Here is a 12,451-nt window from a genome sequence, read left to right as displayed (position 1 = left end):
AGATCTCTGGACCAAAACCCCGGTCGATTTCGGCCGGGGTTTTCTATTTTCGCCTGTCGCAAAACACGCTAGCTGTCCGGAAGGCGAAAAACGGATCCATCCATGACCCTGATCGAGAATTTGCGCGCCGAGGCCCGGGCCGCGCCCGAAAGCGGCATTGTCGCCGTCATGAACCGCGGCCGCGACCGCGACGGCATGATCCCGCTCTGGGCCGGCGAGGGCGACCTGCCGACGCCCGCCTTCATCACCGATGCCGCTGCCCGGGCGCTGGCCGGCGGCGAAACCTTTTATACCTGGCAGAAAGGCATCCCCGAACTGCGGCAGGCGCTCGCCCGCTATTACATCAGGCATTTCGGCAAGAGCTTCGCCGAGCAAGAATTCATCGTCACCGGCTCTGGCATGCATGCCATCCAGCTGGCGCTCGACGCTGTCGCCGGCAGTGGCGACGAGGTCGTCTATCTGTCGCCGGCCTGGCCGAACTTCGCCGCAGCCGCCGGCGTGGCGGGCGCCGTCCCGGTCGCAGTCACGCTCGACCAGTCCGGCAATGGCTGGTCCTGTGACATCGGCAAGATCGAGGCGGCGATCACGCCAAGGGCAAAGGCGCTGTTCGTCAACACACCGTCCAACCCGACCGGTTGGACCGCCGACAGGCAGACGCTGCAGGCGATCCTCGACCTTGCCCGCGAACGGGGGCTGTGGATCATCGCCGACGAGATCTATTCGCTGTTCCACTACGGCGACAGCCGCGCGCCGTCCTTCATCGACATCATGGCCGACGAGGATCGCATCCTGTTCGTCAACAGTTTTTCCAAGAACTGGTCGATGACCGGCTGGCGGGTCGGCTGGATCAAGGTCCATCCCTGCCTGCAGCAGGTGTTCGAGAACCTGGTCCAGTATTCGACCTCCGGCGTTGCCCAGTTCATGCAGCGCGGCGCCGTCGTCGCGCTCGACGAAGGCGACGCCTTCATCGTCGAGCAGGTGGAGCGGGCGAGGGCGGCGCGTGACCTGGTCTGCGGCATCCTAGCTGCGACCGGCAGGGCACGCTTTACCGTGCCGCAGGGCGCGTTCTATCTGTTCTTCGCAGTCGACGGCATCACCGATTCACGCGCCGCCGCCTTCGACATCGTCGACCGCGCCAATGTCGGCCTGGCGCCCGGAACCGCATTCGGTCCCGGCGGCGAAGCCTTCCTCAGGCTATGCTTCCACCGCCGCCTCGACCAGCTCGAGGAGGCCGCGCACCGGCTGGCGAAGTGGATGAAAAGTGTGTGAGGTTGAGGTCCGCGCCAAGCCGGACAGCTGCGAACCGTTGCACTCCTTGGCCAACGTAACGGCATGGATCCTAGGGTCTGCGCCGCGTCGCTTCGCTCCTTGCTACGCCCTAGGAAGACGAAGGTAGCGGAAGCTCAGCCGCCGGACTTCGGCACCAGCAGCGGAATGACGCGGTCGCTTTCCCTCACCGCCGGCCGGCCCGCAGAACCGTAAGAGATGCCCAAGGCATCCCAGGTCTCGACCAGCGCGTCCTGAAGCGCCGCGATCAGCTGATCCGAATGGAATGGCGTCGGGGTGATGCGCAGCCGTTCGGTGCCGCGCGGCACGGTCGGGTAGTTGATCGGCTGGATGTAGATGCCGTGGACGCCGAGCAGGCGGTCGCTGGCCATCTTGCACAGTTCGGGATCGCCGACGAGCAGCGGCACGATGTGGGTAGCGGAGTCCATCACCGGCAGGCCCGCGGCGGTAAGAACCTGCTTCGTCCGCGTCGCCTGGCGCTGCTGCGCGGCGCGTTCGGCCTGTGAGCGCTTGAGATGGCGGATCGACGTGGTCGCCGCGGCGGCAATGGCCGGCGGCAGCGCCGTGGTGAAGATGAAGCCCGGCGCATAGGAGCGCACGGCATCGATCACCGCACTTGTGCCGGTGATATAGCCGCCGAGCGTGCCGAACGCCTTGGCCAGCGTGCCTTCGATGATGTCGATACGGTCGGCCAGCCCTTCGCGCTCGGTGATGCCGCCGCCGCGCGGTCCGTACATGCCGACGGCATGCACCTCGTCGATATAGGTCATGGCGTTGTAGCGCTCGGCAAGTTCGACGATCTGTTTGATCGGCGCGATATCGCCATCCATCGAATAGACGCTCTCGAAGACGATCAACTTGGCGCGCTCGCGGCCCGCCGCCTGCAGCAGGCTTTCGAGATGCGCAACGTCGTTGTGGCGGAAGATCTTCTTCTCGGCGCCCGAACGCCGCACGCCCTCGATCATCGAGGCGTGGTTCAACTCGTCCGAGACGATCAGGCAGTTGGGCAGCAGCCGCGCAATGGTCGAGATCGAAGCTTCGTTGGAGACGAAGCCGGAGGTAAAGACGAGCGCAGCTTCCTTGTCGTGCAGGTCGGCCAGTTCCAGTTCGAGCTCGACCAGCGGATTGCTGGTGCCGGAGATGTTGCGGGTGCCACCGGCGCCGGATCCCATCTTGCCGGCGGCGTTCTGCATCGCGGCGATGACGTCGGGATGCTGGCCCATGCCGAGATAGTCGTTGGAGCACCAGACGGTGATTTCCTGGGCGCGGCCGTTGGCGCGCCAGATGGCGCCTGGGAAGTTCCCCACGATGCGCTCGAGGTCGGCGAAGATGCGATAGCGACGCTCGGCGTGGAGCTGGTCGATCGCGTCTTCGAAGAACCGCTGATAGTTCATTTCGGCTTCCCAATTTTTGCGTGGGATCATAATCATTGCCCTATTCGCCGTCTACTTGGCCTTTTTGGTCAAAATGCCACGCCCCAAGCCTGTTCCTAACGGCCACGGATCATGGCCTATTCCTTGATGTGGATCAATTTTGTTTCAGGACGATGCCATGCGCCGATGAGACTGGTTACCGCAGGCACTGATGGAAATGGACTAATGGCCCAGTGGCAGGCTTTCCAGTAAGGCGGGTGTGGAGACAGCTTCCGATTAATCTTGAGCAGCGAGGACACGGATGACGGTTTTGGTGACAGGCGGCGCTGGCTATATCGGCAGCCATATGGTCTGGGAACTGCTGGACGCGGGCGAGAGCGTTGTCGTCCTCGACCGGCTTTCGACCGGCTTCGAATGGGCGGTGGCGCCGGAGGCAAAGCTTGTCGTCGGCGATGTCGCCGACAAGGAGCTGGTCGGCGGGGTCATCCGCGACAATCATGTCGATGCGATCATCCATTTTGCCGGCTCCATCGTGGTTCCCGAATCGGTCGCCGACCCGCTCGGCTATTACGAGAACAACACCTGCAAGACGCGCACGCTGATCGAGACCGCGGTGCGCGAAGGCGTGCCCAATTTCATCTTTTCCTCGACCGCCGCCGTCTATGGCGGCGCCGGGCTGGAGCCGGTGCGCGAGGATGCGCGCCTTGCACCGGAATCGCCCTATGGCCTGTCCAAGCTGATGAGCGAATGGATGCTGCGCGACGCCGCAATCGCCCACGGCTTGCGCTATACGGCGTTGCGCTACTTCAACGTCGCCGGCGCCGATCCGAGGGGCCGCACCGGCCAGTCGACGCCGGGCGCCACGCATCTGATCAAGGTCGCCTGCGAGACGGCGCTCGGCAAGCGGCCCTTCATGGAGGTGTTCGGCACCGACTATCCGACGCCCGACGGCACTTGCATGCGCGACTACATCCATGTCAGCGATCTGGCGGCGGCGCATCGGCTGGCGCTGGAACGGCTGCGCGCCGGGGGACCAAGCCTCGTCGCCAATTGCGGCTACAGCCACGGCTATTCGGTGCTCGAAGTTATCGACAGCGTGCGCCGCGTCTTTGGCCATGATTTCGACGTGCGGATCGGCGAGCGCCGTGCGGGCGACGCGGCGGCGGTGGTCGCCAATTCGGAGCTGGCGCGCCGCGAGCTCGGTTGGATCCCGCAACGCGATGACCTCGACCGGATCGTCGCCGACGCGCTGGCTTGGGAGCGTATCCTGACCGGCAAGAATTCGGCGCGGAGCTGAAGTCCCGGTTTTTCCTCCGTGGGCTCGTAGATCGAGCGTGGAAGCGCTATTGAAGGAGCTGCGCGGCTGAAACGTGGAGGCGTTTCGGCCGCGTCTGATCCTTTGGGGGCGGCATGAAGATATTGGTCCTTGGCGCTGGCGTCGTCGGCACGGCGGCGGCCTACTATCTGGCGAGCGACGGCCACGAGGTGACCGTGATCGAACGCCATCCGATGGCGGCGCGAGGCACCAGCCAATCGAATGCGGGCCTGGTGTCGCCAGGCGACGCCACCGCCTGGGCCTCGCCCGCTGCGCTGAGGACGTTTTTGCGCGCGCTCTACAACCACGATCTCGGCATCAAGGTGAGGCTGCGCTTCGATCCTTATTTCTTCGCCTGGAGTCTGCGCTTCCTGCGCCAATGCACGCATGCGCGACTGCGCGCCAACACCGACATCAAGCTGCGCCTGGCGCTTTATTCGCGCGACTGCATCAACGCCATCTCGGCCGACACCGGCATTCACTATGACGAGCGCAAGAAGGGCATTCTCTATTTCTTCCGCTCGCAGCAGAGTTTTGATACCGGCACCGACAATTACCGCTATCTCGCCGAGCACGGTCTGCCGATCGAGATCGTCGGCCGCGACCGGCTGGTCGAGATCGAGCCCGGCCTTGCCGGGGCCAGGGACAGAATAGCCGGCGGCGTCTATTCGCCGATCGACCAGACCGGCGACTCCAGCCAATTCACCCGAAACCTCGCTGCCTATGCCGCCGAGAAACTCGGCGTCCAGTTCCTCTACGGCACGACGGTCGAAGGCCTCGACATCGAAGGCGATCGGGTGCGCGCGGTGATGACCTCGGCCGGCCCGATAACAGCCGACGCCGTGGTCATCTCGATGGGGCCGGAGAGTGGCCTGCTCGGCCGCCGCTACGGCATCGACCTGCCTGTCTATCCGGTCAAGGGCTACACCGCGACCGTGCCGCTGGAGGACGAGGGCAAAGGGCCGACCATGGGCGGCGCCGACGAGGATCAGCTTATCGGCTATTCCAGGCTCGGCAACCGGCTGCGGCTTGCTTCGACCGCCGAGTTCACCGGCTTCGATCGCAGCCACAAGCCGAGCGATTTCGCCGCCATGTTCAGGACCGGCAAGGAGCTTTTCCCAGGCGCCTTCGACGAGAACAAGGCCAAGCTCTGGGCCGGCTTGCGGCCGATGATGCCGAACTCGGTGCCGGTCATCGGCCGGGCGCGCTACAGAAATCTCTACCTCGACACCGGCCACGGCCATGTCGGCTGGACCATGGCCTGCGGCTCGGGAAAATTCCTTGCCGATGTGGTCGCCGGCCGCAAGCCGGAGATCGACCCGCAAGGGCTGGTCTATGTCAATTGAGGGAGAATTAATCGTCGTGTCGGCACCGGGAAGATAAATGCGTCTAATACCGTGCACAAATTCTGAGTAGAAAAATGTCGGGACCGCAAGTCGCCATCGACCTTGGCCGCATCGAGCGCAATGCGCGCACCATCGTCGACCGCTGCGCCCTGTCCGGCATCAGGGTATTCGGCGTTACCAAGGGCACCTGCGGCATGCCGCAGGTGGCGCGCGCCATGCTGCGCGGCGGCGTCGCCGGCATCGCCGAATCGCGCTTCGAAAACATCCGCCGGCTGCGCGACAGCGGCATCACCGCCCCGATCATGCTGCTGCGCAGTCCGCCGATGGCACGCATCGAGGAGGTTGTGCGCACCGTCGACATCAGCCTGCAATCCGAACTCGCCACCATCCGCGAACTATCGCGCATCGCCGAGCGTATGGACCGCGTCCACGACATCATGCTGATGATCGATCTTGGCGACCTCAGGGAAGGCATCTGGCCGAACGACCTCATTCCGACGGTCGAACAGATACTGGCGCTCAGCGGCGTGCGCATCGCCGGCATCGGCACCAATCTCGGCTGCTTCGGCGCCATCATGCCGACGCAGGAAAATCTCGGACAGCTCGTCGCCCATGCCTACAAGACCGAGCGCCTGTCCGGCGCAAGGCTCGACTGGATCTCGGGCGGCGCGTCATCGTCGCTGACGCTGCTGCTCGAAGGCAGGCTGCCCGCCGGCATCAACAATCTGCGGGTCGGCGAGGCGATCCTTCAGGGTGGCGTCGAAACCTTCCGCGAGACGCCGTGGGCCGAACTCGAACCCGATGCCTGCCGGCTGACCAGCGACATCATCGAGGTCAAGCTGAAGCCGTCGCGGCCGATCGGCCAATCCGGCTACGACGCTTTCGGCAACCAGCCGGTGTTTGCCGACGATGGCGACCGGTTGCGCGCCATCGCCAATATCGGCCGCGAGGATGTCTTGATCGAAGGTTTGACGCCGATTGCCAAGGGCGTGCGGGTGCTTGGCGCCTCCAGCGACCATCTGCTTCTCGACGTGACCGATGCCGAGCCGCCACCCGCCGTCGGCGATCGTGTCGCCTTCCGCATGAGCTATGGCGCCATGCTGCTGGCAATGACCTCGGAATATGTCGAAAAGGCGCCAATGCACGATGTCGAGGATTTCTCCGGCCGCAAGATGGTGTCGATATCTGCCGAACCGGCGGCGGCCGGCATCCTGGCCAGGGAGGCGACCGGCGCCCGGCTGGAGGCGATGAATTTCGATGTCGTCGAACTGGCCGATATCGAGCGGCCGCCGTCCGGCCTGGTCCGGCTCACCGCCGGCAGCGACCGGCGCATCGCCCACACGGCGCTGACGGCGACCGCGCGGGCGACGCACTCGTTTGGCCTGATCTGGATCGATTCCATCGCCGCGCTGATGCCCGAGGACGAAGACGGCATCGACCTGCCGGAAGCTTCGGTGCTGGCGCGGGCGCTCGGCCTCGATCACAAGCCCGGCGCGCTGCAGCCACAACTGTCGCCGGAAAACGTCGTCATTGTCGGTTTGCGCCATGCAGATCCGGCCGAGGCCCGGGTGCTGAAGGATTCGCGCGTCTGCGCCTTCACCATGACCGACATCGACGCCATGGGCATGCGCGACGTGATGCACGAGGCGATCCGCATCGCCAGCTCCGGCACGCAAGGCTTTCATGTCAGCTATACGCCTGAGGTGACCGAATTCGCCGGCTGGGCGGCAGGCTCCGGCGGCATCACGGTGCGCGAAACGCATCAGGCCATGGAGGCGATCGCGTTGTCCGGCGGGCTGTTGTCGATGGACGTTTCCGGCCTGACATCAGCTCTGGAACCGCGATTGGCGGCGGAAACGGTCAATTTCGTCATGTCGGCGTTTGGCAAGCGGATTTTGTGATCAGCCCTGTGCGTCGACCGCCGCGCGCCATGAACGTGCGTAATCCGCCCAGGCCGGGTCGACCGGCGGTTCGAACCTTTCGCCGGCGCCTTGTACCGTTCCTTGGTCCGACGCCAACAGGGCGGCGCCGATGCTGGTGCCGGTTGCGGCCTCCGACGCGATGACGGCACGTGCGGTGGCTGCAGCGAGCATGCGCGTGAAAAGCCGGTTGCGGGCGAACGGCCCCTCGACGGTCGTCGGGCCGCCGGCGTCGATCAGGTCGAGGCAGGTCGCGGTCATCAGCGCCAGGTAGAAAGAGATGGCGGCAAAGCGCTGGCCGCCGTTGATGCCGTCTGCGTCGAGCCATGCTGCCCTGTGATGCGGGAACGGCCCCGAACCCTGTTGGGTCGAAGGCAGCAGGGACGTCTTCCGCGCGAGCGCTGTGGCGATATCCTCTTTGGTCCAGTCTTCCGATTGGCCTTCCGTCAGCAGCGAAAACTCACGGCCGCCCATGAAACGCGCCGACGGCACCGGATCACCGAGCGCGTTGACGTTGACGAGCGTGTCGCGGGCCGGGTCGAGCGCGATCTTGTTGCCGCCAACCGCCATCGACACCACCCAGGTGCCGGTCGAGACGACCGAGAACGGCGGCGTATCGGACAGGAGATGCGGCAGCAGCGAGGCGTTGGAATCGTGCAAGCCGCAAAACACCGGCGTTTGCGGATCAAGCCCGGTCCGTATCGCAAGCGCGGGCAGGATCGGGCCAAGGCGATCTTTCGCCGGCCGCACCGGCGCCATCAGATGACGCCATTGCATCTTGTCGACCAGCGACGAAAAATCGGCCTTCCACGGGTTCCACAGATCGGTGTGGCAGCCAAGCGAAGTCACTTCGTTGGCGGCGACGCTGGTCAGGCGCAAGGCCCAGTATTGCGGGTACATCAGCATCGCGGCGGCCTTGGCGAACTCCGCCGGGAAGCGCTTCTGCTGCCAGAACAGCTGCGCGCCGAGATTGAGGCCGACCGGCAGGCGCGGCGTGCCCGTCTCGGCGAAGGCCGGACGGTTCGTGTCATAGTCCTCGGCAAGGGTGTCGGGCCCGGCAAATTCATAGTCGAGCACCGGCAGCGCCAACTCGCCGGCAGTGTCCACCAGCACGCCCGTCGCGCCGTGGGTGGTGATCGATATCGCGTCGATGCGCTGTTCGCGATTGATCTCGGCGAGGCTGTCGAGGATGAACGACCACAGAAGCTCAACATCGTGGTGCGGGTAGGGACCGTCAAGGACAGGCGCGTTCGCCATGCGGCGCAGCGCAACTTCGCGCAGATCGGCGAGATCGACCAGCGCCACCTTGGCATTGGTCTTGCCGATATCGATGACGGCGACGTGGCGGGTCATTCCATATGGAACATTGTTTCCAGCGGCACCGCCACCGGCTCGTTATCAGGCCTGGTCTCCATGATGTTGGCCATTTCAGCCCACCAGCGCTGCATCACCTTGTGCTTCGGCAATTCGTCCATGCCGTGGCCGTCGCGCCGCCACAGCACGCCGAACAAGGTGTTGGTCTCATCGTCGAGATGGATCGAATAGTCGGAAACGCCGGCCTGTTTCAGCAGTGCGACCAGCGACGGCCAGATGTCGTCATGACGCCTTTTGTATTCGGCCTTCATGCCGGGATTGAGCTTCATCTTGAACGCGTATTTCTCGGCCATCAGGTAAAACGCTCCCGCCGCACCCGCCGCCAGACGATGGGCAGCGCGATGACGATGATCAGCAGCAGGCCGATGAAGATCGACATGACTATGCCGGGCACATTGAGCAGCCCCAGGCCGAAAGTCACCAGCCCCATGATGAAGGCGGCGAGCACCACGCCCAAAATGCTGCCGGCGCCGCCCAGGATGCTGACGCCACCCAGCACCACCATGGTGATGACTTCCAATTCATAGCCTTGCGCGATCGATGGCCGGGTCGAGCCGAGCCGCGAGGTGATCAGCACCGAGGCGATGCCCGCCATCAGCCCGGTCAGGCAGAACAGGATGAACTTGATGCGGCCGACACGCACGCCGGAAAACTGTGCCGCGACCGGGTTGTTGCCGATGGCGAAGACGCGGCGGCCGAAGCTGGTCCGGTGCAGAAGGAACCAGTAGATGACCGCCGCGACGAGGAACAGCGTCAGCTCGAACGACACCACCCACCAGACATAGCCCTGGCCGAAGAAGGCGAAGCTGGAGGGATAGCCTTTGTAGGCCTGGTCGCCGAGGACGATGAAGGCGATGCCGCGAAACAGGCTCATCGTGCCGATGGTGACGACGATCGACGGCAGGCCGAGCCTGGTGACGAGCAGCCCGTTGAAGGCGCCACAGCCGAGCCCGACCAGGATGCCGATCGCCACCAGCACCGGCGTGCCGGCGCCGGCCTGCACCGCCATGCCCATCATCGTCGAGGCCAGCGCAATGATGGCGGCGACCGACAGGTCGATCTCTCCGGAAATGATCAGCAGCGCCATGGCGAGCGCGATCAGCGCCTTCTCGGTGAAGTTGAAGGTCAGGTCCGACAGCGACCACGCGTCGAGGAAATAGGGCGAGGCGAAGCTGTTGACGGCAAAGATGGCGACCGCCACCGCGACCAGCAGCGCCTCCCACGAGAAGATCGCCGAGTTGAGCGGCGTGTCGAGCCGGTCGGGAATGTGGCGTGGGGCTGGGGTGTCGGTCATGCCGCTTCCGCCTTCTTGAGAATAATGCGGCCTTGCCGGCGTTCGCCGCGCGCGTTGAGCACCACGGCCAGGATGATGGCGCTGCCCGAAATCGCCATCTGCCAGAACGGCGAGATATTGATGACCGGCAGCGCGTTGGAGATGATGCCGAGGAACAGCGCACCAAGCACTGCGCCGCCGACCGAGCCGATGCCGCCGGCGATCGAGATGCCGCCGATGACGCAGGCGGCGATGATGTTGAGCTCGTAGCCATTGGCGACCTCGACCGAGGCGATGACATAGCGTGAGATCCAGAGATAGCCGCACAGACCGGCGGCCATCCCCGAGATGCAGAAGACAATGAACTTGGTGCGGCCGACATCGATGCCGGCGTAGATCGATGCTGTCGGATTGACGCCGATGGCATAGATCGAGCGGCCGAGCGCGGTGCGCGTCATCAACAGGAAGAACAAGGCGATGACCAGTATGGCGATCCACGACAGCACTGGAATGCCGAGAAAGGCCGCGCGCTGCAGGCCGATGAAATCAGGGCTCATCTGATCGGCATTGACCCAGGCGCCGCCTGAAATGACGAAGGTGGCGCCGCGATAGATGGTGAGCGTGCCGAGCGTCACCACGATCGAGGGAATGTTCAGCCGCCATACCAGCAGGCCGTTGATCGCGCCGAGCACCAGGCCGACCAGAAGTGCGATGACGATCAGCAGCGGGATCGGGATTGCCGGATGCGCGGCGTTCAGCATCGCCACCACCATGCCGGTGAAGCACAGGTTCGACGCCATCGACAGGTCGATCGAGCGGGTCAGGATCACCACCATCTGCCCCAGCGCCAGGATCATCAGGATCGAGGTGTCGTTGAACACCTGGCGCAGATTGCCGAAGGCAGCAAAGCCCGGAAAGCGCATCGAGATCAGCCCGATCAGCACGACGATTGCCGCGAGCAGCCAGACTTCGCGATATTTGAGCAAAACCTTCATGCCACAATCCCTGCTGCCGTCTTGACCAGCGTTTCGGCGTCGAGCCCCTTGTTGTCATAGATCGAGGCGATGCGGCCCTCGCGCATGACGATGACCCGGTCGGACATGCCGAGGATCTCGGGCAGTTCGGACGACACCATGATCACCGATAACCCTTGAGCGACCAACTCGGCCATGAAGCCGTGCACGGCGGCTTTCGAGCCGATGTCGATGCCTTTGGTCGGCTCGTCGAGGATGATCACCTTGGGCGCGGTCGCCAGCCATTTGGCGATGACGATCTTCTGCTGGTTGCCGCCCGACAAAGTGCCGACGTCCTGGCTGAGCGAGGCAGCGCGCAGATCGAGCCGCTCGGTATAGGAACGGGCTAGCGCGAACTCTTCGGCCAGCTGCGACACACCTGACTTGGATGTGCGCTTGAGCGAGGGCAGCGAGATATTCTGGAAGATCGGCAGGCCGATCACCACGCCTTGCTTGCCGCGTTCTTCCGGCACGTAGACGATGCCGGCGTCGATCGAATCCGCCGCCGATTTCGGCATGATCGCCTTGCCTTCCAGCGTGATGGTGCCGCTGCTGGTGCGGGTGATGCCTGATATCGCCTGCATCACCTCGCTGCGCCCGGCGCCGACAAGGCCGTAGAAGCCGAGGATCTCGCCTCTGTGCAGCTCGAAGCCGATGTCGTCGAACTCGGTCGGGTGCGACAGGCCGGAGACGGCAAGCACCGGCGCGCCGATCTCGGCCTTGCGTTGCGGAAAGATGTGATCGACGGCGCGGCCGACCATCATGCGCACGATCTGGCTCTGGCCGGCATCCCTGATCAGGCCTTCGCCGACCATCTCGCCGTCGCGGAACACCGTGTAACGGTCGGCGATGCGATAGATCTCGTCGAACTTGTGGCTGATGAACAGGATCGCCTTGCCTTCGCTCTTCAGGAACTCGACCAGCAAAAACAGCTCCTCGATCTCCTTCAGCGACAGCGCTGCGGTCGGCTCGTCCATAATGACGATCTGGGCGTCGATAGACATGGCGCGGGCGACTGCGACGAGGTGCTTGTTGGCGATGCCGAGATCCTTCAGCCGCGCATCGGCGTCGATGTGGCCGGCGCCCATGGTGTTCAGTACTTCACGGGCATTCTTGCGCATGGTGCGCCAGTCGATGGTGCCGAGGGGCGATCGCGGCGCATGGCCGAGAAAGATGTTCTCGGCCACCGTCAGGTCGTCGAACAGCACGGTTTCCTGGTGGATGGCGGTGATGCCGTGCCCGAAGGCGGCATGCGCGCTGGGCAAAATCACGGCCTGGCCATCGATACTGATCGTGCCTGTGTCAGGCTGGTAGATGCCTGTCATGATCTTGACCAGCGTCGACTTGCCGGCGCCGTTCTCGCCGATCAGCGCGGTCACCTGGCCTGGGTAGAGCGACAGGCTGACGTCGTGCAGCGCGCGCACGCCGGGAAAACTCTTCGAGATGCCGGCCAGGGTCAGGCGCGGAGCCGCAGCCAAAGGCTGCTCAGTGGTCGGGTCGAGTTGGGCTGTCGTGTCCATAGTCGTATCAAGCCCTTAAGCAGGTCCGTTT

At 64.3% G+C, this 12,451-nt stretch carries 10 protein-coding genes; 4 read left to right on the top strand and 6 right to left on the bottom strand.

Annotated features, from left to right (window positions below):
- Positions 1-102: 102 nt before the first annotated feature.
- Positions 103-1,269, top strand: a complete 1,167-nt coding sequence (locus X738_RS76470; protein ID WP_023803297.1) for a pyridoxal phosphate-dependent aminotransferase — start codon at positions 103-105, stop codon at positions 1,267-1,269.
- Between the two features lie 134 nt (positions 1,270-1,403).
- Here X738_RS76470 and hemA read toward each other — a convergent pair whose 3' ends face one another.
- Complete coding sequence (hemA, locus tag X738_RS76465) at positions 1,404-2,681, bottom strand: 5-aminolevulinate synthase (RefSeq protein ID WP_023803296.1); 1,278 nt, start codon at positions 2,679-2,681, stop codon at positions 1,404-1,406.
- A 280-nt stretch (positions 2,682-2,961) separates the two neighbouring features.
- Between hemA and galE the strand changes: the two genes are divergently transcribed.
- The 3 genes from galE to X738_RS76450 all read left to right on the top strand — a co-directional run bounded on the left by galE (position 2,962) and on the right by X738_RS76450 (position 7,222).
- Positions 2,962-3,957, top strand: coding sequence for a UDP-glucose 4-epimerase GalE (galE, locus tag X738_RS76460; RefSeq protein WP_023803295.1), 996 nt, complete (start codon positions 2,962-2,964; stop codon positions 3,955-3,957).
- A gap of 113 nt (positions 3,958-4,070) precedes the next feature.
- Positions 4,071-5,321, top strand: coding sequence for a D-amino acid dehydrogenase (locus X738_RS76455; RefSeq protein WP_023803294.1), 1,251 nt, complete (start codon positions 4,071-4,073; stop codon positions 5,319-5,321).
- Between the two features lie 74 nt (positions 5,322-5,395).
- Positions 5,396-7,222, top strand: coding sequence for an alanine racemase (locus X738_RS76450; RefSeq protein WP_023803293.1), 1,827 nt, complete (start codon positions 5,396-5,398; stop codon positions 7,220-7,222).
- Here X738_RS76450 and X738_RS76445 read toward each other — a convergent pair whose 3' ends face one another.
- The 5 genes from X738_RS76445 to X738_RS76425 are packed head-to-tail and all read right to left on the bottom strand — an operon-like array spanning position 7,223 to position 12,420.
- Entirely contained in the window at positions 7,223-8,593 is a 1,371-nt protein-coding gene (locus X738_RS76445; protein ID WP_023803292.1) for an FGGY-family carbohydrate kinase, read from the bottom strand.
- Positions 8,590-8,907 carry an L-rhamnose mutarotase gene (gene rhaM, locus X738_RS76440; RefSeq protein ID WP_023803291.1) on the bottom strand — a complete coding sequence of 106 codons (318 nt, stop codon included), beginning with the start codon at positions 8,905-8,907 and terminating at the stop codon, positions 8,590-8,592. The genes X738_RS76445 and rhaM overlap by 4 nt, the downstream gene beginning before the upstream one ends.
- A complete protein-coding gene (locus X738_RS76435; protein ID WP_023803290.1) occupies positions 8,907-9,908 on the bottom strand; it encodes an ABC transporter permease in 1,002 nt (333 codons plus the stop codon). The genes rhaM and X738_RS76435 overlap by 1 nt, the downstream gene beginning before the upstream one ends.
- On the bottom strand, positions 9,905-10,882 hold the full coding sequence (locus X738_RS76430; protein WP_023803289.1) for an ABC transporter permease: 978 nt from the start codon (positions 10,880-10,882) through the stop codon (positions 9,905-9,907). The genes X738_RS76435 and X738_RS76430 overlap by 4 nt, the downstream gene beginning before the upstream one ends.
- Entirely contained in the window at positions 10,879-12,420 is a 1,542-nt protein-coding gene (locus tag X738_RS76425; RefSeq protein WP_023803288.1) for a sugar ABC transporter ATP-binding protein, read from the bottom strand. Before X738_RS76425 ends, X738_RS76430 begins: the two co-directional genes overlap by 4 nt.
- Between the last annotated feature and the right edge of the window lie 31 nt (positions 12,421-12,451).

Source organism: Mesorhizobium sp. L48C026A00 (assembly GCF_000502375.1).
Lineage (GTDB): Bacteria > Pseudomonadota > Alphaproteobacteria > Rhizobiales > Rhizobiaceae > Mesorhizobium > Mesorhizobium muleiense.
Note: the sequence above shows the minus strand (reverse complement) of the source record. Positions and strands in the feature narration are given on the sequence as shown.